This window comes from Flavobacterium ardleyense (assembly GCF_033547075.1).
Lineage (GTDB): Bacteria > Bacteroidota > Bacteroidia > Flavobacteriales > Flavobacteriaceae > Flavobacterium > Flavobacterium ardleyense_A.
Genome location: NZ_CP137891.1, coordinates 1,586,461 through 1,608,113, shown reverse-complemented (window position 1 = coordinate 1,608,113; position 21,653 = coordinate 1,586,461). Strand labels below are relative to the sequence as shown.

At 39.5% G+C, this 21,653-nt stretch carries 9 protein-coding genes, 2 tRNA genes and 3 rRNA genes; 5 read left to right on the top strand and 9 right to left on the bottom strand.

What is annotated here, in order from left to right:
- Positions 1-149 precede the first annotated feature (149 nt).
- The 7 genes from SBO79_RS06955 to SBO79_RS06925 form a co-directional block, all read right to left on the bottom strand.
- Positions 150-3,101: a sensor histidine kinase gene (locus SBO79_RS06955; protein WP_318639700.1), complete on the bottom strand. Its 2,952-nt coding sequence runs from the start codon at positions 3,099-3,101 to the stop codon at positions 150-152.
- Positions 3,085-3,834: a LytR/AlgR family response regulator transcription factor gene (locus tag SBO79_RS06950; RefSeq protein ID WP_318639699.1), complete on the bottom strand. Its 750-nt coding sequence runs from the start codon at positions 3,832-3,834 to the stop codon at positions 3,085-3,087. Before SBO79_RS06950 ends, SBO79_RS06955 begins: the two co-directional genes overlap by 17 nt.
- A 905-nt stretch (positions 3,835-4,739) precedes the next feature.
- A 5S ribosomal RNA gene (rrf, locus tag SBO79_RS06945) occupies positions 4,740-4,849 on the bottom strand.
- 153 nt (positions 4,850-5,002) lie between these two features.
- A 23S ribosomal RNA gene (locus tag SBO79_RS06940) occupies positions 5,003-7,890 on the bottom strand.
- 185 nt (positions 7,891-8,075) lie between these two features.
- Positions 8,076-8,149: transfer RNA gene (locus SBO79_RS06935), tRNA-Ala, on the bottom strand.
- 126 nt (positions 8,150-8,275) lie between these two features.
- Positions 8,276-8,349 (bottom strand) — tRNA-Ile (locus tag SBO79_RS06930).
- A gap of 104 nt (positions 8,350-8,453) precedes the next feature.
- Positions 8,454-9,971, bottom strand: a 16S ribosomal RNA gene (locus SBO79_RS06925).
- The 16S, 23S and 5S rRNA genes sit together here with 2 tRNA genes alongside, the layout of an rRNA operon.
- A gap of 2,959 nt (positions 9,972-12,930) precedes the next feature.
- Between SBO79_RS06925 and thrS the strand changes: the two genes are divergently transcribed.
- The 4 genes from thrS to rplT all read left to right on the top strand — a co-directional run bounded on the left by thrS (position 12,931) and on the right by rplT (position 16,529).
- Positions 12,931-14,883, top strand: coding sequence for a threonine--tRNA ligase (gene thrS, locus SBO79_RS06920; RefSeq protein WP_318639698.1), 1,953 nt, complete (start codon positions 12,931-12,933; stop codon positions 14,881-14,883).
- 16 nt (positions 14,884-14,899) lie between these two features.
- Entirely contained in the window at positions 14,900-15,454 is a 555-nt protein-coding gene (infC, locus tag SBO79_RS06915) for a translation initiation factor IF-3 (protein ID WP_406600259.1), read from the top strand.
- A gap of 349 nt (positions 15,455-15,803) precedes the next feature.
- Positions 15,804-16,001, top strand: coding sequence for a 50S ribosomal protein L35 (rpmI, locus tag SBO79_RS06910; protein WP_318643369.1), 198 nt, complete (start codon positions 15,804-15,806; stop codon positions 15,999-16,001).
- Between the two features lie 183 nt (positions 16,002-16,184).
- Positions 16,185-16,529: a 50S ribosomal protein L20 gene (gene rplT, locus SBO79_RS06905; protein WP_318643367.1), complete on the top strand. Its 345-nt coding sequence runs from the start codon at positions 16,185-16,187 to the stop codon at positions 16,527-16,529.
- 432 nt (positions 16,530-16,961) lie between these two features.
- Here the strand turns inward: rplT and SBO79_RS06900 are convergent, their stop codons facing one another.
- Both SBO79_RS06900 and SBO79_RS06895 read right to left on the bottom strand, forming a co-directional pair.
- Positions 16,962-17,804 carry an isoaspartyl peptidase/L-asparaginase gene (locus tag SBO79_RS06900; RefSeq protein WP_318643365.1) on the bottom strand — a complete coding sequence of 281 codons (843 nt, stop codon included), beginning with the start codon at positions 17,802-17,804 and terminating at the stop codon, positions 16,962-16,964.
- 14 nt (positions 17,805-17,818) lie between these two features.
- Positions 17,819-18,727, bottom strand: a complete 909-nt coding sequence (locus tag SBO79_RS06895) for a cyanophycinase (RefSeq protein ID WP_318643363.1) — start codon at positions 18,725-18,727, stop codon at positions 17,819-17,821.
- A gap of 283 nt (positions 18,728-19,010) precedes the next feature.
- Between SBO79_RS06895 and cphA the strand changes: the two genes are divergently transcribed.
- Positions 19,011-21,635 (top strand): cyanophycin synthetase, encoded by a 2,625-nt coding sequence (gene cphA / locus SBO79_RS06890; RefSeq protein ID WP_318643361.1) that lies wholly within the window; start codon positions 19,011-19,013, stop codon positions 21,633-21,635.
- The last annotated feature ends 18 nt before the right edge of the window (positions 21,636-21,653 follow it).

The following is a 21,653-nucleotide window of genomic DNA, read 5'->3' as shown; positions in this document are numbered from 1 at the left end:
GTATAAGTAGATATATTTTGCATCATTGTGGCTCAAAAATAGTATTCCATACAAGAACTTTTTCATTAACCTATAAAACCACCCTTCTATCCTCTGAAGGGGTGGTTTTAGAATTTAATAACAAAAACATAATCTCCAACTCGATAAGATTACACTAGAAGTTGTATGCAAACTATAATCCCCGAGGGATTATTATTTTGAAATTCTATCGATTCTTGTAGGTGATTTTGAAGTAACGAAAGTCGCTCTCTAACTAGCAAAATTCCTTTTGACTGATGAAGATTGGTAGATTTCATATCGATTCCTTTTCCATTGTCGATAATTAATATTTGCAATGTCGTGCTGTTTTTCATCTCAAATGTCAGAGTTAACTTTGGACTCAAGGTGGCTGTGCTAAAAGCGTGTACAAATACATTTTCGACAAAAGGCTGTAGTAGCATTGTTGGAATTTTACAGCTTAGATTTATGTGGTCATTAATTTGAAAGTCAACTTCTACGCAATGATTAAAGCGCATATTTTCAATCGAAATATATGTTTTCAAATAGTCTATTTCCTCTCTTAAAGTGATTGTCGGCTTCGAGGAATTTTCGAGAGTTTTCCGCATTAATTTTGCAAACTCTCCTATATAGTGCAGGGAATTTAAGGTGTCATTAGAAATTACGTAATTCTGAATCGCATTCATCGCATTAAACATAAAGTGCGGATTCATTTGACTTAAAAGAGCTTCTAATTTTGTTTCGGCAATTCGCTTTTGAATTACTGCTTTATCTTTTGCTTTTGTTTTAGATCGCTTCACCAACAAATACACAAGACCTGACGCAAACAGGAAAACAGTTAATACAAACCACCAGCGAAAATAGAAAGGCGTTAAAACATCTATTTTTAATAATGAAAATATTTTTGAACTGCCACTATTCAAGTCAAAAACTTCAATCTCCAAATTATAGTCGCCAAACGGCAGATAAGGCAGAAACACATTTGCTTTGTCAGAATATGGACTCCACTGATTGTCATTCTCAAGACGGTAGCGGAATTTTAGTTTATTAGGAAATGGGCTTCCCGTTGCAATAAAATCTATCGACAATGTATTTTGTTCATAAGACGTTTCCAGCTTGTCCTTCGTGTACGTAAACCATTCAAAATCCTTCGTCGAAGTCTCTTTATTGTTAATTAAAATCTTGCTGATTTTAAGTGCGGTAACTTTTCGCTTTGCAGCTGTAATGCTATGTAAATTCAATCTATAATACCCCTTCTTGGTCCCGAGGTAAAGCACATCGTCGATAATTTTCGAACTTATAAAAGTACAATCTGAAAGTCCTTGCTCCTTATCTATCAACCTAATTGCACCATTTTTGTATAAATTTATTCCTTTTTCAGTACCAATTATAAGGTAGTCTTTGTAACGCTCTAAAAAGCTAATTGAATTTCCAATTATCTCTTCATTACCAATCTTCTTAATATTTCTAAAAGTCTGTAAATCTCCAATGATATACACGTCTCCAAATTCTGAACTAACGATCAATTCACCGTTTTTACCATGAGCGCAATGTTTTAACTTCTCTTCTAAAAAAAGTCCCTCTTTTAAATATGATCTGAATTTTCCATTTTTATATGAAGATAAGCCATTAAATACCGACAAATAATAGGTTGTTGCATTCACATTAATACTTGAAACAATATCTGAAACATCGTTAGAAACTTGCTTTACTTTTAAAGGTTCAATAGTTTCGTAAATCTTTGTGGGACCATAGGGATGAGTTTCATAAAACAAACCTTCGGAAGTGAAACCAAAATTGTAGGTATGAATCGGAATATAACTAATAATTTCAGCATTTCTATTTATGGTGAAAATTCCAATATTACTACTAATGTATAAGTCATTATTATACTTCACTAAATTATAAAATTCAATTTCGTCCGCCTGTAAATTATAGTTTAGTTCAAAACTCTCATTATTTTCTCCAGATCGTTGAAAGTCTTCTTTCGAACTATAATGCTGCTGAAAAAGTTTAAAATCACGTTTTGTAACCCTCTTTGTCGTACTATTATTCGCCGTGAAATCAAGTCCATTTTGATATAAAATAAGATTATCGGCAAAACCTATTACCTTTCTATTCTCAAAACGCTCATATAAGATTGCCTGGTCTAACTGAATCTGATAAAAGCCATTGTCCTTTGAACCTACGTATAGAAAATCATTCGTCTTATCATAAACGACATTCAACAACTTCTTCGAATCAATGCCAAATTTTTCGTTTAGGGAAACCATCTTATTATTGAAGATCTCAAATAGCCCTCCATTATTGTCAAATATTCCCCAGCAAGCGGCATAAATTTGATTTCTTTTATCAATACAATATTGCCAGGCCACCGACTGACCAAATTGGCTCGTACGAGTAACTGATCTACTAGTAAAATCTATGACATCGACAAAACCCTTATTGCTATTGTAAAATTTATCGTCAAAATTCCCTACACTATAGCTGGTCTGAAATTCTAAGACAGGAATAACTTTAGGTTCGACCGTAAAATTTATAATTTTAAAAAAGCCTTCGTTTAATGCCGAAAAGTATATTTCGTCTTTATATTCAAAAATATCAGTCACAATAAATACTCCAAAATGTGGAAACACTTCCTTTGGAGTTATAACCGTATTCGAATTAATATCAATTATCGAAATACCATATTCTGTCCCAACGATCACCTTGTCTTTATAGCTAAAAACCTTTCGAGTTTTATTATGTGCCAAACCCTTTTTGGTGGTAAATACTGAGTAGTTTTTTCCATCAAATTTAGTCACGCCACCGCCATAACTAGCAAACCACATATTATTGTTGGCATCTTCACAAATTCCCCAGCAGCTATTTTGAGCGACTCCATCTTGCCTAGATAAATTGGTAAAATGACCGCCTTCAAAAATGGAGATGCCATTTTCAGTTCCAATCCAAAGAGTGTTTTTCGAATCTATAAACAAGCTACGCACAGCGTTATTGGCTAATCCATCCGCGGTAGTAAAATTATGCGAAGGAAAATTTTGTCCCAATAATTTCAGAGGAACAATTGCAACAAGAAAGTAAAAGAAACTAACGAGAAATCGCATCCATCAATCTCTTTTTAGTGAATGATTTGTCTGATACCGGAATACTTTCGCCGTTTAAAAGCTCTAATGAGAACTCCGAAGTGTTAAACGACTTAATAAAATTCACATTCACAACATAACTTTTATGAACTCTAATAAAAGTCGGCTCCCTCAAACTTGCGCAAGAATCTCTAAAGGTTTTTGAAGCAAGAATAGCTCCATCATTCGTAAAAAAGTGTGTATACGATTCTTCCGCTTTGCAATATACAATATCTTCCAAATTTAGTACTTCAAAGCCTTTCTTGGTCGAAATTATCAGTTTCTTTTCGGGCATCTCAACCGTTTTTAATTCTGACAAAGCCTTAACATTTTGAGCATTAACTATTGCCTTTGAACTTTTTTCATAACGGGCTACAGCTTCCCTCACATCCGACACGGTAAGAGGTTTGAGTAAATAATCCAGAGCATTCACTTTAAAAGCGTCCAATGCAAAATCTTTATAGGCAGTTGTAAATATCACCTTAAAATCAATAATAGTAAAGTAATTCAGCAGCTCCAGCCCACTTTCTTCTGGCATCTGAATGTCTAGAAATACAAGGTCAGGTTGATGCTTTTGTATGGCGATAACTGCATTTTTTACAGAATCACACTCTTCTACAACCGTAATTTTATTGGGATAAAGCAACGTCAAAAGGCTCGACAAATATTTTCTCGCAGGAAATTCGTCATCAACTATTACAACTTTTATTTGCATTTCAGAACCTATAAATTAGAAAGCTAATGTAGGATAATTTCCGTCGGAACAATAATGAAAATGCAAATTAGTCCAAAGATTTGATTTATATTTCCAAGTACTATTCTCTTATCAATGATTATTTGGGCGAGCCCTTTCGCCAGAATGTTGAAGGTAACATTGAAGTTTTCGTTTGGCTCAGGTCGGGCTATTCGTTCCCAATCTTTCTTGTAGCTTTTGCTCCGCAACGCTACAAGAAAGGATTTCCACTGCTATCCCTCTCGCAAAGGACTTCGTTGAAGTAGATCACCCCTCTCGCAAATAACTTCATTTAATCAAATTATTATAGTTGATGGTACTATGCTTACTTCCACTGCAGCAGAAAAAAATATTTTTTTCATAACAACAGATTGTCATTTAGATGGTATTATTACAGTTTGCTGCATCAATGATGGGTAATTAAGATTTCGCATAAGCAGAGAGCTTAGTTATATAGGTGAATCTATTGCCACAAAGATGAATGGTTTATAATCAATGTCACAATAATACTCTATTCCAAAAATTACTTGCGAAGTCGGTTGTGTGCCATACATTTTTTAATTAACGTCGTGTTCCAACTGTTTCGTTTTATATGGTCGTCCCGATGAAACTTCTATTTCTCATATCTCTGTACTCCGCAGTTTAAACTACGGGCCACAATCAAATCGTCTAGGATAAAACTAAACAATTATTTCATAGCTAAATGGACGGATATACCAATTCCCAAATTGAGGATTTCTAAAAGGAGGTGCAATTGTACGGAAAGAATTTTGAAAAGACCCAATGGTACAGACAAGGCATGCCTTGTCTCAACCAAACACCACTATTTATTATCAAAACAGATTAAAAACAAAAAACCCCGTTCGTTAGAACGGGGTTTTTCAAAAGAAAGGCGACGACATACTCTCCCACATAACTGCAGTACCATCTGCGCAGGCGGGCTTAACTACTCTGTTCGGGATGGGAAGAGGTGAGCCCCGCCGCAATAACCACCTTAAGTCGTTAGTTGCTTTGGACAACTTGCTTACATATAACAGTCAACTATGGACTGATAGCTGTAAACTAATATTATTAACACACTGGGATAAAGAAATATACTATTTTGTAGAAGAAAGTCGCCCCTTGCCTATCCGAAGACCGGCAAGGAGGAGTATACAAGCTTACGGGTTATTAGTACTACTCGACTATGACATTACTGCCTTTACATCTATAGCCTATCAACGTGGTCATCTCCCACGACCCTTAAAAGAAATCTCATCTTGTGGTGGGTTTCGCGCTTATATGCTTTCAGCGCTTATCCCTGCCAAACGTAGCTACTCTGCGGTGCCCCTGGCGGGACAACAGATACACCAGCGGTTTGTCCAACTCGGTCCTCTCGTACTAGAGTCAGATCCACTCAAATTTCTTGCGCCCGCAGTAGATAGAGACCGAACTGTCTCACGACGTTCTGAACCCAGCTCGCGTGCCACTTTAATGGGCGAACAGCCCAACCCTTGGGACCTTCTCCAGCCCCAGGATGTGACGAGCCGACATCGAGGTGCCAAACCCCCCCGTCGATATGAGCTCTTGGGGGAGATCAGCCTGTTATCCCCGGCGTACCTTTTATCCTTTGAGCGATGGCCCTTCCATGCGGAACCACCGGATCACTATGCTCTACTTTCGTACCTGATCGACCTGTATGTCTCTCAGTCAAGCTCCCTTATGCCATTGCACTCTACGCACGGTTACCAAGCGTACTGAGGGAACCTTTAGAAGCCTCCGTTACTCTTTTGGAGGCGACCACCCCAGTCAAACTACCCACCAAGCAATGTCCCCCGGATTCCGGGGTTAGATCCTAGATAAGCAAAGGGTGGTATTTCAACAATGACTAACCAACGCCTAGCGACGCTGGATCGAAGTCTCCCACCTATCCTACACATCACTTATCCAAGACCAATACTAAGCTATAGTAAAGGTGCACAGGGTCTTTTCGTCCCACTGCGGGTAAACGGCATCTTCACCGTTACTACAATTTCACCGAGCTCATGGCTGAGACAGTGTCCAGATCGTTACACCATTCGTGCAGGTCGGAACTTACCCGACAAGGAATTTCGCTACCTTAGGACCGTTATAGTTACGGCCGCCGTTTACTGGGGCTTCAATTCAATGCTTCTGAGTTACCCCATGACATCTCCTCTTAACCTTCCAGCACCGGGCAGGTGTCAGGCCCTATACTTCATCTTACGATTTTGCAGAGCCCTGTGTTTTTGATAAACAGTCGCCTGGACCTCTTCACTGCGGCCAGCATTGCTGCTGGCGACCTTTCTCCCGAAGTTACAGGTCTATTTTGCCTAATTCCTTAGCCATGAATCTCTCGAGCACCTTAGGATTCTCTCCTCGACTACCTGTGTCGGTTTACGGTACGGGTACTAATAACCTGAAGTTTAGAGGTTTTTCTTGGAAGCCCTTAGGCGCACTATCTCGTTGTCCGAAGACTCTGAGTACTATCGTATTTCCCCAAGCCGCGTGGATTTGCCTGCGCAGCTTATAGGTAGGTACTTCAACGAACTATTCCGTCAGTTCGCGGCGCTTTCATCACTCCGTCACCCCATCACAGTTATCAGTAGTACGGGAATATTAACCCGTTGGCCATCGACTGTCCCTTTCGGGTTCGCCTTAGGTCCCGACTAACCCACAGCTGATTAGCATAGCTGTGGAAACCTTAGTCTTTCGGTGAGGGGGTTTCTCGCCCCCTTTATCGTTACTTATGCCTACATTTTCTTTTCTAACCGGTCCAGCATGTCTCAAGACACACCTTCAACCCTGTTAGAATGCTCCCCTACCACTTAGAGTAAACTCTAAATCCATAGCTTCGGTAATATACTTATGCCCGATTATTATCCATGCTCGTCCGCTCGACTAGTGAGCTGTTACGCACTCTTTAAATGAATGGCTGCTTCCAAGCCAACATCCTAGCTGTCTGGGCAGACAAACCGCGTTCTTTCAACTTAGTATATATTTGGGGACCTTAGCTGATGGTCTGGGTTCTTTCCCTCTCGGACTTGGACCTTAGCACCCAAGCCCTCACTGTTAGTGAACATTATATAGCATTCGGAGTTTGTCAGGAATTGGTAGGCGGTGAAGCCCCCGCATCCAATCAGTAGCTCTACCTCTATATAACTTTATAACTAACGCTGCACCTAAATGCATTTCGGGGAGTACGAGCTATTTCCGAGTTTGATTGGCCTTTCACCCCTACCCACAGATCATCCCAAGACTTTTCAACGTCAACGGGTTCGGTCCTCCATTTAGTGTTACCTAAACTTCAACCTGTCCATGGGTAGATCACACGGTTTCGCGTCTAACACTACTGACTAAAGCGCCCTATTCAGACTCGCTTTCGCTACGGATCCGTGGCTTAACCACTTATCCTTGCCAGCAACGTTAACTCGTAGGCTCATTATGCAAAAGGCACGCCGTCACCCCACGAAGGGGCTCCGACCGCTTGTAGGCGTATGGTTTCAGGATCTATTTCACTCCGTTATTCACGGTTCTTTTCACCTTTCCCTCACGGTACTGGTTCACTATCGGTCTCTCAGGAGTATTTAGCCTTAGCGGATGGTCCCGCCAAATTCAGACAGGGTTTCACGTGCCCCGCCCTACTCAGGATACCACTATTCATTACATTTATTACCCATACGGGACTATCACCCTCTATGGTGTCACTTTCCAGTAACTTCCGGTTCTGCATGCATAAAATGTCGTGGTCCTACAACCCCAATATTGCCGTAACAACATTGGTTTGGGCTAATCCGCGTTCGCTCGCCACTACTTACGGAATCACTTTTGTTTTCTTCTCCTCCGCCTACTTAGATGTTTCAGTTCAGCGGGTTTGCTCTCCATTCGGAGTGACATGTCTTCAACATGCCGGGTTGCCCCATTCAGGTATTTACGGATCAATCGATGTGTGCTCGTCCCCGTAACTTTTCGCAGCTTATCACGCCTTTCATCGCCTCTGAGAGCCAAGGCATCCCCCATACGCCCTTATTTTGCTTGTATAATGTACATCAAGATAAATCTTGTGTACAAATAACTACAATTAACTTGTAGTATATTTTTCTTTCTACTTATTTTGTATTTCTTATCCCAATATGTCAATGAACTTTGATCCGTATGAAGATGTCTGTATTAAGTAGCAAGACTTACGTCTTAATACTTGATACTACCATCTTGATACTATCTTGTGGAGAATAACGGAGTCGAACCGTTGACCTCCTGCGTGCAAGGCAGGCGCTCTAGCCAGCTGAGCTAATTCCCCTTTTTTAGTATTTTAGTTAACAGTTTACAGTTAACAGTCTCTAAAAACGGTTAGCTTAACCTCTAAAATTTCCTTTTTTTTCTTTAAGCGTAACAGTATCTTCAATCGCGCTTGCTTTTGAAAAAGTAGTCCCGGGCAGACTCGAACCGCCGACCCCAACATTATCAGTGTTGTACTCTAACCAGCTGAGCTACGAGACTCTGTTTTATTTTTGCTTAAAAAATGTAATAATATGAACCAACAGCGAGAGTAAGTGATTAAACACTCTAAATTATAAGACTTTGCGTCTTTTTGTATTCTCTAGAAAGGAGGTGTTCCAGCCGCACCTTCCGGTACGGCTACCTTGTTACGACTTAGCCCTAGTTACCAGTTTTACCCTAGGCAGCTCCTTGCGGTCACCGACTTCAGGCACCCCCAGCTTCCATGGCTTGACGGGCGGTGTGTACAAGGCCCGGGAACGTATTCACCGGATCATGGCTGATATCCGATTACTAGCGATTCCAGCTTCACGGAGTCGAGTTGCAGACTCCGATCCGAACTGTGACCGGTTTTGTAGATTCGCTCCTGGTCGCCCAGTGGCTGCTCTCTGTACCGGCCATTGTAGCACGTGTGTAGCCCAAGGCGTAAGGGCCGTGATGATTTGACGTCATCCCCACCTTCCTCACAGTTTGCACTGGCAGTCTTGTTAGAGTTCCCGACATGACTCGCTGGCAACTAACAACAGGGGTTGCGCTCGTTATAGGACTTAACCTGACACCTCACGGCACGAGCTGACGACAACCATGCAGCACCTTGTAAATTGTCTTGCGAAAAGTCTGTTTCCAAACCGGTCAATCTACATTTAAGCCTTGGTAAGGTTCCTCGCGTATCATCGAATTAAACCACATGCTCCACCGCTTGTGCGGGCCCCCGTCAATTCCTTTGAGTTTCAAACTTGCGTTCGTACTCCCCAGGTGGGATACTTATCACTTTCGCTTAGCCACTGAGTCTTGCAACCCAACAGCTAGTATCCATCGTTTACGGCGTGGACTACCAGGGTATCTAATCCTGTTCGCTACCCACGCTTTCGTCCCTCAGCGTCAATATAGTAGTAGTAACCTGCCTTCGCAATTGGTATTCCATGTAATCTCTAAGCATTTCACCGCTACACTACATATTCTAGTTACTTCCTACTAATTCAAGCCCTGCAGTATCAACGGCCATTTCCCGGTTGAGCCGGGAGATTTCACCGCTGACTTACAGGGCCGCCTACGGACCCTTTAAACCCAATGATTCCGGATAACGCTTGGATCCTCCGTATTACCGCGGCTGCTGGCACGGAGTTAGCCGATCCTTATTCTTACGGTACCGTCAGTCTGGCTCACGAGCCAGGGTTTCTTCCCGTATAAAAGCAGTTTACAATCCATAGGACCGTCATCCTGCACGCGGCATGGCTGGTTCAGACTTGCGTCCATTGACCAATATTCCTCACTGCTGCCTCCCGTAGGAGTCTGGTCCGTGTCTCAGTACCAGTGTGGGGGATCTCCCTCTCAGGACCCCTACCCATCGAAGTCTTGGTAAGCCGTTACCTTACCAACTAACTAATGGGACGCATGCTCATCTTTTACCGATAAATCTTTAATTAAATCTTGATGCCAAAACTTAATACTATAAGGTATTAATCCAAATTTCTCTGGGCTATCCCTTTGTAAAAGGTAGATTGCATACGCGTTACGCACCCGTGCGCCGGTCTCAAAAAAGCAAGCTTCTTCTACCCCTCGACTTGCATGTGTTAAGCCTGCCGCTAGCGTTCATCCTGAGCCAGGATCAAACTCTTCATCGTATAATTTTAATAACTTGTACAATAAAGACTCAAAGCTCGTTCTTATATTCTAACGTATTCTCTTCTTACTCTCTCTTAAATCATCTTGAGAATCTCTTCTCAAAATGTTGCTGTCAATTCAATATGTCTATGAACGTGTCTTCTTGTTTTTCCCTCTAACGCTGCTGCGCTAGCGGGGTGCAAAAGTACAACCTCTTTTCGTCTCTCGCAAGTGTTTGGTGAAAATAATTTGAAAATAAATTTTCAACGATTTTTAAACCTCATAACTCACTCAAAATGTCTCAAAGAACTTGCTCCCTTTCGGGCCTGCAAATGTAAATCGAAAATTAGAATCTCACAACTTTATTTTTACTAAATTTCTCTAGTCATATAAAGGATAATCTTCTAATATTTCAAATAACTTACTGCTGATTGCGGGTGCAAAACTACCACTTCTTTCTAGATAAACAAGGGTAAAAATGTAATAAAATGCAATTATTTTGTAAGACCTTGATTTAAAGATTCAAAGATTGAAAAATTGAAAGATTGAAAAGTCAAAAAGAGCTAAATGAAGCGAATTTGCGGACTTTCAGACTTGGATTCATACAAAGTACGGCTGGTGAAATTTACAAACCTACGGGAATTGGTTTGAAAATCGTTTGAATCGTTGGGATTCGGCAAATTGTGTGTTTGCCTTCCCGTTGAAACCCAGGGTTTAAACCCTAGGCTACATTTATGCCGTCCCTCTGGGAATGAGGATTGAATGTGGGCTGTGGGATTTTAATACTAATTCCGTCCCTTATATATAAGCATTGTTGGAAAAATCACATTAATTGTCGCGATCCTACAAAACTTGTGGTTTATAAAATCGTCCCGATGGGACTTGGATGTATTTCATCTATTATTAAACCCAGGGTTGAAACCCTGGGCTACAATAAAGCCGTCCCTCTGGGACTGAGGAATTAATATGGATATGGATATGGAATTTTATTAGTAATTATGGTCTTATATATAGGAAACAAAAATCATCTTGAATTTAGCGACGTGGTAAACTGTGCGTTTTATAAAATCTTCACTAGGCCCACGGTTGAAACCCTATTGTACAATATTGCCATCGCGATTCCCGGGCTTTAAATCATGGGCTACAATAAAGCCGTCTCTCTGGGACTGAAGAATGAAGGTAGATGTGGGATTGTAATTCTTGGGTAATTATAGTCTCTATATATAGGAAATAAAAATCTTACGAATATTATTTTAAATCTGGCCGTGTGAAACATTGTGGTTTATAAAATCGTCCCGATGGGATTTGGATGTATTTCATCTATTATTAAACCCAGGGTTGAAACCCTGGGCTACAATAAAGCCGTCCCTCTGGGACTGAGGAGTGAATGTGGTTGTGGGATTTTAGAGGCGATAATTCTAGTCCTTATATATAGGAAACAAAAATCATCTTGAATTTAGCGGCGTGGTAAATAATGCGTTTTATAATGCCGTCCCGATTCCCAGGGTTTAAATCCTGAGCTATGATACCGGTCGTCCCAATGGGACTGAGGGATGAATGTAGCTGAGCGATTTTAATAATAATTCTAGTCCTTATATATAAGCACTGTTGGAAAAATCATATTAATTGCAGAAATCCCTCAAAACTTGCGGTTTATAACATCGTCCCGATGGGGCTGGAATGAACTTTTTAATTTTTGTAACCCAGGGTTGAAACCCTGGGCTACAATAATGCCGTCCCTCTGGGACTGAGGAATGAATGTGGATGTAAAATTTTAATGGTTATTTGGTCCTAATATATAGGGAACAAAAATCATCTTGAATTTAGCGGCGTGGTAAATAATGCGTTATATAAAATCGCCATGATACCAACGGTAATACCCTGGGCTATACTATGTCGTCCCTCTGGGACTGAGGAATGAAAATGGCTATGGGATTTTAATAATAATTCCGTCCCTTATATATAAGCATCGTTAGAAAAATCATATTAATTGTCGCGATCCTACAAAACTTGTGGTTTATAAAATCGTCCCGATGGGACTTGCTTGAACTTTTCATTTATTATCAACCCAGGGTTGAAACCCTGGGCTATGATATCGGTCGGCCCTTTGGAACTGAGGAATAAATGTAGCTGAAGGATTTTAATAATAATTATGGTCCCTATATATAGGAAACAAAATTCATGTTAATTGTCGCGATTTAACAAAATTTGTGGATCATAAAATCGTCCCGATGGGACTTGGATGGCTTTTCATTATTTTAAAACCCAGGGTTGAAACCCTGGGCTACAATAAAGCCGTCCCTCTGGGACTGAGGAATGAAGTTGGCTGTGACATTTTAATGTAGTAGTTCTGGTCCTTATATATAGGAAACAAAAATCATCTTGAATTTAGCGGCGTGGTAAACTGTGCGTTTTGTCATGCCGTCCCGATTCCCAGGGTTGAAACCCTGGGCTATGATATCGGCAGTCCCTCTGGGACTGAGGAGTGAATATGGCTGTGAAATTTTAATATGGTAATTCTAATCCTTATATATAGGAGATAATTTTGCACTAAAAACTGTCTTGGTACCGGTGCAAGCGAAAAAATATGCAATTGCTCTACGGCTATTATAATCGTGTGGTTAAATTCGAAAACTTAATGTTGTTGGAATACGATCGTTTCAGCCCCGATAGGAACGGAAATCCCGGCTTGGGAATTTGCCTTTGGTAGCAGCGGCGGGAAAGAGCGACCAACGGAAGCTCCTTGCCCGACGACTGCTACGGCAAATGCCCAGGCCGGATTGGAGAGTATAGCGGGAATAGCTGCCAAAAAAAATATCTTCCCTAGAACAAGTTTCTCCAATATAGCTATAGAAAGTTTATCCTATATATAAAGAGCAATTTTTTTTTAAAACAACGTAAAAAATAGAAAATATCCAGAAACGTGCAATTGCTCATTACTAATTAAACGCGTATCTTTGCACCTCAAATTTTATATGTATGATAAAGATTACGCTGCCCGACGGAACGGTTAAAGATTTTGAACAGAATGTAACTCCTATGGAGGTTGCGAAAAGTATTAGTGAAGGTTTTGCTAGAAATGTGATTTCGGCATCCTTTAATGACACCACTGTAGAAACCGAGACCCCACTAACGACGGACGGAAGTCTTGTTCTATACACCTGGAATGACGCAGCGGGGAAGAAGGCTTTTTGGCACTCTTCGTCTCACGTTCTTGCCGAAGCGCTTCAAGACTTGTTTCCTGGAATTAAACTTTCGATAGGACCTGCGATTGAAAACGGGTTTTATTATGATGTTGATTTTGGCGAAAATTCGATAAGCGACAAGGATTTTAAAGCAATTGAAGATCGTTTTCTAGCCATTGCTCGCGAAAAGCATGAATTTACAATGCGTTCTGCTACAAAGGCAGAGGCTTTGGAGATGTATGAGAAGGAGGAAAATCCGTATAAAGTAGAGCTTATTTCGAATCTTGAAGACGGAACAATCACTTTTTGTGATCACTCGAAATTCACAGATTTATGTCGCGGTGGGCATATTCCAAACACTGGAATCATCAAAGCGATGAAAGTTATGAGCGTGGCTGGAGCATACTGGCGCGGAGATGAAAAAAATAAGCAATTAACGCGGGTTTATGGTGTTTCGTTTCCGAAGCAAAAAGACTTGACGGAATATTTGCATTTGCTTGAAGAGGCTAAAAAACGTGACCATAGAAAATTAGGTAAGGAATTGGAACTTTTTGCTTTTTCGCAAAAAGTTGGTCAAGGACTTCCATTGTGGTTGCCAAAAGGCGCTGCACTTAGAGATCGTCTTGAGCAATTTTTGAAGAAAGCTCAGAAAAAAGGTGGATATGAGCAGGTGGTTACGCCTCATATTGGAAATAAAGAATTATACGTGACATCGGGTCATTACGAAAAATATGGTGCAGATAGTTTTCAGCCGATTACTACTCCTACTGAAGGGGAAGTGTTTTTGTTGAAGCCAATGAACTGCCCTCATCACTGTGAAATTTATAACGTACGCCCGTGGTCTTATAAAGATCTGCCGAAGCGTTATGCTGAATTTGGTACTGTTTATAGATACGAACAATCAGGTGAGCTTCACGGCTTGACTCGTGTACGTGGATTTACTCAGGATGATGCACATATCTTTTGTACTCCAGAACAACTTGATGATGAATTTAAAAAAGTGATTGATCTAGTTCTCTATGTATTTGGATCTTTAGGATTTGAGAATTTTACTGCTCAAATATCATTGAGAGACAAAGAGAACCGCGAAAAATATATTGGTAGCGACGAAAACTGGGAGAAAGCTGAAAATGCGATTATTTCTGCTGCCAAAGACAAGAATTTAACAACTATGATTGAGTATGGTGAAGCGGCATTTTATGGCCCTAAGCTAGACTTTATGGTTAAGGATGCCTTAGGTCGTCAATGGCAATTGGGAACAATTCAGGTTGACTACAATTTACCTGAGCGTTTTGATTTAACCTACAAAGGTTCAGATGATCAACTGCACCGTCCGGTAATGATTCACCGAGCGCCTTTTGGATCTATGGAGCGTTTTATAGCTATCTTATTGGAGCATACCGCAGGAAATTTCCCGCTTTGGTTGATGCCAGAACAGGCTATTATATTGTCTTTGAGTGAGAAATATGAAAAATATGCTAAAATAGTTTCAGAATCGCTAGAAAATCACGAAATTCGCGCAATCTTAGACAACAGAAATGAGACAATAGGCAAAAAGATACGCGATGCCGAAGTGCAGAAGTATCCATTTATGCTGATTGTTGGTGAGGATGAGCAGTCGAACGGAACAGTTTCTGTTCGTCGTCATGGTCAGGAAGGGAAGGGTAATCAGACTCTAAAAATAGAGGAGTTTATCCAACTTGTCAATGAAGAAGTCGCAAAGACATTAAAAGTATTTAACGTTTAACTTAAATTATAAAGCCATAGCAATAAGAAGTAACAGAGGTTACCAACCTCGAGTAGAGAAAAAAGATGCACATAGAATCAACGCTCTTATCCGCGTACCGGAAGTAAGACTTGTTGGTGAAAATGTAGAACCTGGAGTTTTTAAAACATCTGAGGCTCTAAGAATGGCAGATCAATTTGAATTGGATTTGGTTGAAATTTCACCAAATGCTGAGCCGCCAGTTTGTAAGATCATGGACTATAAAAAGTTTGTGTACGAGCAAAAGAAGCGCGATAAAGTATTGAAAGCTAAATCTACTCAAGTAATTGTGAAGGAAATTCGTTTTGGTCCGCAGACTGACGAGCATGATTATGAATTTAAGAGAAAAAATGCCGAGAAATTCCTAAAAGAAGGTGCAAAGCTAAAAGCTTTTGTATTCTTTAAGGGACGTTCTATCATATATAAAGATCAAGGGCAAATTTTGCTTTTGAGATTAGCTCAAGATTTAGAAGAATACGGTAAAGTTGAGGCTATGCCGGTGCTTGAAGGTAAACGTATGATTATGTTTATCGCTCCGAAGAAGAAGAAATAGTAAAGCTGCATCCTCCCCTAAACCCTTCCTCCCCTAACCCCTCCAAAGGAGGGGAAGTATTGAGAAAGCTTGTGGAAGTGGATAGAAGAAACTTGTGAAGATCCTCCCTTTGAGGAGGGGAAATTTTGAGAATGCGAGTGGAAGTGGATTACGGATACGTCTAAAGATTTTCCCCTAAGCCCTCCGATTGAAGTGTTGAGAAGGCTTGTTGAAGTAGATAACGGAAACTGGCGTTTTAGAAACCGAAGATTTGAGAGCAGAATAAAATAGTACTGACTGTGTTTTTCGAGCAGAGTTGAGTAAATGAAAAGTGAAGTAAGTAGGAATAAAATAAATAAAATAGGAAACAATGCCTAAAATGAAAACCAAATCTAGCGCTAAGAAACGTTTTAAAGTTACTGGTACTGGAAAGATTAAAAGAAAGCATGCTTTTAAGAGTCACATCTTAACTAAAAAATCTAAGAAACGTAAACTAGCGTTGACACACACTGCATTAGTTCACAAATCTGATGAGAAAAGCATCAAACAACAATTAAGAATTATCTAATAATTGTAAAATTGTAAATTGTATAATGTAAAAAAGTTTTAGGACTGAATTACTATTTTACAATAGACTTTATTCAATTTTGAAAGAATTCTTTCGGTTAAAAAATCATACAAATAACCTTGGAGTATGGCTTTTCAAGTGTCACATTAAACTGACCGCCTGCTACAAAAAAAAATTAAAATTATGCCAAGATCGGTAAACTCGGTTGCTAAAAGAGCACGAAGAAAAAAAATAATGAAACAAGCCAAAGGTTACTTTGGTAGACGTAAAAACGTTTGGACAGTTGCAAAAAACGCAGTTGAGAAAGCAATGTGCTATGCTTACCGCGATAGAAAGCAAAACAAAAGAAACTTCCGTTCACTTTGGATTCAGCGTATTAACGCTGGAGCTAGACTTGAGGGAATGAGCTACTCACAATTCATGGGGAAAGTAAAAACTAACGGTATCGAATTGAATCGTAAAGTTCTTGCAGATTTAGCAATGAATCACCCAGAAGCTTTTAAAGCTGTACTTAATAAAGTAAAATAAACGTTTGTCAAACAACATTTGGACTTACTTACTTCATAAAAAACCATCTCGAAAGAGGTGGTTTTTTTTTATCTAATTCACATTTAATATGTGGCATTTTGGTTGGAGCCTTCATTGTTGGTATTTAGTTGGAGCTTTCATTGTTGGAGTTTGGTTGGAGCTTTCATTGTTGGAGTTTGGTTGGAGCTTTCATTGTTGGAGTTTGGTTGTAGCCTTCATTGTTGGTATTCACCCACCCCGCCCTTCGGGCACCCCTCCGGTGGAGGGGAATGGAATGCCGAGTATTTATGCGATGTTAATTGAAAATATTTTCTTCTCACCGTAATATAATTAGAACGGTCACTAAACATAAAAATGAATCATGATATTGTTGGAAACAAAAAATCCCAACAACCGAAGCTATTGGGATCTCTGCAAACTTTATATTTCTTTCTACTCAAAGACGTCAAAACTTTCTCCATCATAACTCGCAAAAACCATCGATGGATGAGAATCTTGATGATATATGTTTCCCTCTTTATCAATTGCAATAGCACCTGCAAAACCATCATAAGGTTTAAGTTCAGCAAATGTTTTATCAAAAGCTTGCTTTAACGACATCCCATCGGTTACTCTCGTAACGATTTTCGCCGCTGTCGCGTTGCTCACTATATCTTCACCTACCCCAGTTAAACTTACACCACAAAAAGAATTGGCATAATTTCCTGCTACAGTAGCAGAATCAGAAATTCGACCAGGAACTTCAAAACCTTTTCCGCCAGTGGATGTTGCTACAGCTAGTTTTCCATTACTATCAAAGGCGACACAGCCTACAGTAGAGCTTTTAGAACTTCTCATTTTAGCCTCATACTCGCCACGTCTTTCGGGCGTTTCGGTTGAATATTCTTCAAATCCATTTTTCCGAGCAAATTGAATTGCACCAGCTTCACCAAGAATGCGGTCTTCGGTGGGCATCAATCTCTCTGCTACTTGGATTGGATTTTTAACTTTCTCGATATTGATAACACCACTCATTTTTTGAGTTTCGCCGTCCATAAGAGCTGCGCTCATTCTAATTACGCCGTCACTCTGAATTTGCGAACCCAAACCAGCATTGAATAAGGGATCATCTTCTAACTGCGAAACTGCATAAACAACTGTTTCTAATGCTGAATGCTTTTCTAAATATTTAAATGAACTTTTAGCAATTCTCTTGAGAGCTTCTTGTTTTGCAACTTTTGTTTCCTGATTTGTGTTAGATTCCGAGAAAAATCCGCCGTGAATGATAATCTTCATAATTATTTATTCTACTAATTTTCTAAATCCTCTGCAGTTAATTCCAAATTTTCAGCATATTGTGATGATTTTATAGTCATCTTATTTGTTTTAAGATCAAATGTATCATTAATACTTAAAACATGTACTACAAGATGGTTAATTGATATAGGTTGTCCCAGCTCAATTTGGGTAAGATTAGTGTCCTTTATTTCATGCCCATCTACTAGAATTACAAGTCCTGAACCAATTGCAGTCATTTCCCGATTATTGGTAATGAGCAATCCTGTATCTTCTCCTAAACCTATTCCTAAAGTACGAGGATTACCGACAACAGATTGAAACAATCTCCCGATTCGACCTCTTTGTACAAAGTGCGTATCAATTACAACATCATTAATAAGACCTAGTCCACTAGTTATCTTAACTTCGCCTTTAAGTAAAGCTTCAGAGCTGCTACCTTGGTAAATCATATTATTCGAAGCTGCGGCAGCTCCAGCTGATGTGCCAGCATATACAAACTCTTGCGTCCTATATTTCTCTAATAATAGATCATGAAACTTTGTTCCGCCCAAAATTGAGGTAAGCCTGAGTTGATCCCCACCGGTAAAAATCACTACATCTGCCACTTCAAGACGTTCTATAATTTCCGGCGTGGAGGCCATTTCTCTTTTGTCGAGAAACATTATAGCTGTATTTTTAGCGCCAAGATATTCCAGCGCTTTGATATATTCTGGACCAATTTCTTTTGGAATTTTGGAAGCAGTAGTGATAACTTCTATTCTTGACTTCTCCTGATGCTTAGATTCTAAAATGATTCGCCTTAAAATTCCTGTCTCAAAAAAGTTAAGATTATTGACAAGATTTTCATCTAAATCGGTTTCGGCAAAACTTCCTTTATCTAATGCGCCTCCTATTATTATTAATTTTCCTTTTATATCCATCCTCTAATTTATTAATAAACACTTGCAATCTAGGCAAAAAAGAAGATTTTATTCAAAATAAAATTTACTTACATTTAAAACCGCTAAGCAGTGTACAAAATTATGACTTCATAATTTTAAAAAAAAGTTTTAAAGCTAAAAAAAAAATAAGAAAATATAAGAAAATATTTAAGTAAATTGCTTGGACATTCGTACTTTCAGCACCGAGAGTGAGACTGCTTTATCTAATCGATCATTAAGAAATTTTACAATACATTCTAACCAAAAAAATTACCTACCATCTATGAAAATATTAAAAATACAAGTTCTGAAAGGTCCAAATATCTGGAGTATAAAGAGAAGATCTCTAATTCAGATGCGGCTTGACTTGGAAGAAATTGAACAGTTGCCAACTAATAAGATTGAAGGATTTAGAGAACGACTTGAGGAACTTATTCCAACCCTTATTGAACATCGTTGCTCTGAAGGTTGCGATGGTGGTTTTTTTATACGTGTTGAATTAGGTACATGGATGGGCCATGTAATTGAGCATATTGCTTTGGAAATCCAAACCCTTGCCGGGATGGATACTGGTTTTGGTCGTACGCGCGAAACTAAAACTCCTGGCATTTATAATGTAGTCTTTAGTTATACCGAAGAAAATGTCGGAATATTCGCCGCCGAATCTGCGGTGCGAATTGCACAGGCATTAATTGATGGTTCAGAATATGACATCGAAGCTGACATTCAACAAATGCGAGAAATTAGAGAAAAGGTTCGCTTAGGACCAAGTACAGGTAGTATTGTTGAAGAGGCAGTAGCAAGAGGAATTCCTTGGATTCGTCTAGGAAGTAATTCTTTGGTCCAGTTAGGTTACGGAGTCAATCAAATGCGTTTTCAAGCTACAATTACCTGCAACACAAGTAGCATTGCCGTAGATATGGCCTGTAATAAAGAACTTACAAAGCGAATGCTTGAGAATTCCTCTATTCCGGTAGCGCTTGGTAGTATTTGCCAAGATGAAGAAGAGCTTAAAGAAACAATCAATCGTATTTCCTATCCTATCGTTATAAAACCACTGGATGGAAATCATGGTAAGGGCGCTTCAATAAATGTCACAAATTACCAGGATGCAGTAGCGGGTTTGCATTTTGCCAAGGAATATAGCACTAGAGTAATTGTTGAAAAATTTATAACTGGGTTTGACTTCCGAGTTTTAATTATTAATAATAAATTGGTGGCTGCAGCCAAAAGAGTCCCAGCTCACGTAGTCGGGAATGGCGTAAATACTATTGCAGAACTTATTGAAGTTATCAACCAAGATCCATTGCGCGGTTACGGACACGAGAATGTTCTGACTCAGATCACCGTTGACAGAGATACCGAAGATTTATTAGAAAGATTAGAATATACTCTTGATACCATTCCCAATAATGGCGAAACAGTGACTCTCAAATCCACAGCCAATCTAAGTACTGGCGGGACTTCTGTAGATGTTACCGATATGATGCACCCAGAAAACATTTTTCTTTGCGAAAGAATTTCGAAAGTTATCGGACTAGATATTTGCGGAGTTGATATTATGGCAGAAAATCTTACCCAGCCACTTAAAGAAAATGGCGGTGTAATATTAGAAGTAAATGCGGCTCCAGGTTTCAGAATGCACTTGGCCCCAACCGAAGGTCTACCCCGCAACGTAGCTGCTCCAGTTGTAGATATGATGTATCCGAGAGGAAATCCAAGTAGAATTCCAATTATTGCCGTAACAGGTACCAACGGAAAAACTACAACAACTAGACTTATTGCGCATATTGTAAAAAATAACGGTTTTCAAGTAGGCTTTACAACGTCAGATGGAATTTATATTCAAAATCACATGATGGAAAAAGGTGATACCACTGGACCATTAAGTGCTGAATATATATTAAAAGATCCAACGGTTGAATTTGCGGTTTTGGAAACTGCGCGCGGAGGAATTTTACGCTCGGGCCTTGGATTTAATAAATGTGACATTGCTGTAATAACCAATATTCAGGAAGATCATTTGGGACTGAATGATATCCATACAATCGAAGATCTTGCCAATGTAAAGATAACGGTTGCCGAAAGTGTCAAGAAAAGTGGATGGACTGTATTGAATGCCGATGACGAGCAATGTCGCAAAATTGCAAGTCGCCTTACGTCCAAAATTGCCTATTTTAGCATGGATGAAGAAAATCCTCTGATCAAAAAAATGGCAAAAACAGGTGCCATTACAGCAGTTTACGAAAATGGTTTTATCACTATCAAGAAAGGCGAATGGAAAATTCGTATTTGCAAGGTGACAAATGTACCATTAACCTTAGGCGGAAAAGCAAAATTTATGATTGCCAATGTGCTGGCTGGAACGCTTGCGACTTATATCTATGGCTTCAAGATTGAAGACATTGGGTTAGCATTACAAACTTTTGTACCTAGTGCCGCTCAAACTCCGGGTCGTATGAATATTTTCGAATTCAAAAAGTTCAAGGTTTTAATCGATTTTGCTCATAACCCAGCGGGATATAAAGGAATTGCTGAATATTTAGAAACGGTCGATTCACCTCGAAAAATAGGAATTATTGCAGGTGTCGGCGACAGACGTGACGAAGATATTCGTGAATGCGCTCGCATTGCAGCAACCATGTTTGACCATATTATCATCCGTCAAGAAAAACATTTACGAGGACGAACTGATGTCGAAATCAATAACCTACTTTTTGAAGGAATAAAAGATTCTGGCGAAAATGTTACTTACGAAATTATCGCTAAAGAGGTCGAAGCTATCAGACACGCAATTAATATTGCCGACGAAGGAACTTATATTACTGCTCTAAGTGATGTTGTTAGCAATGCAATTGAACTAGTCCAGAAATATCTAGAAAAAGAAAATGAAGTAGGAACTATCTAAAAAAATTAATTACATATT

What these genes read in the sequence shown, in the direction of transcription:
- rpmI (WP_318643369.1), top strand. Translation starts at nt 15,804, where the DNA reads ATGCCTAAAATGAAAACCAAATCTAGCGCTAAGAAACGTTTTAAAGTT.
- SBO79_RS06895 (WP_318643363.1), bottom strand. Translation starts at nt 18,727, where the DNA reads ATGGATATAAAAGGAAAATTAATAATAATAGGAGGCGCATTAGATAAA.
- cphA (WP_318643361.1), top strand. Translation starts at nt 19,011, where the DNA reads ATGAAAATATTAAAAATACAAGTTCTGAAAGGTCCAAATATCTGGAGT.
- SBO79_RS06900 (WP_318643365.1), bottom strand. Translation starts at nt 17,804, where the DNA reads ATGAAGATTATCATTCACGGCGGATTTTTCTCGGAATCTAACACAAAT.
- SBO79_RS06950 (WP_318639699.1), bottom strand. Translation starts at nt 3,834, where the DNA reads ATGCAAATAAAAGTTGTAATAGTTGATGACGAATTTCCTGCGAGAAAA.
- thrS (WP_318639698.1), top strand. Translation starts at nt 12,931, where the DNA reads ATGATAAAGATTACGCTGCCCGACGGAACGGTTAAAGATTTTGAACAG.
- rplT (WP_318643367.1), top strand. Translation starts at nt 16,185, where the DNA reads ATGCCAAGATCGGTAAACTCGGTTGCTAAAAGAGCACGAAGAAAAAAA.
- SBO79_RS06955 (WP_318639700.1), bottom strand. Translation starts at nt 3,101, where the DNA reads ATGCGATTTCTCGTTAGTTTCTTTTACTTTCTTGTTGCAATTGTTCCT.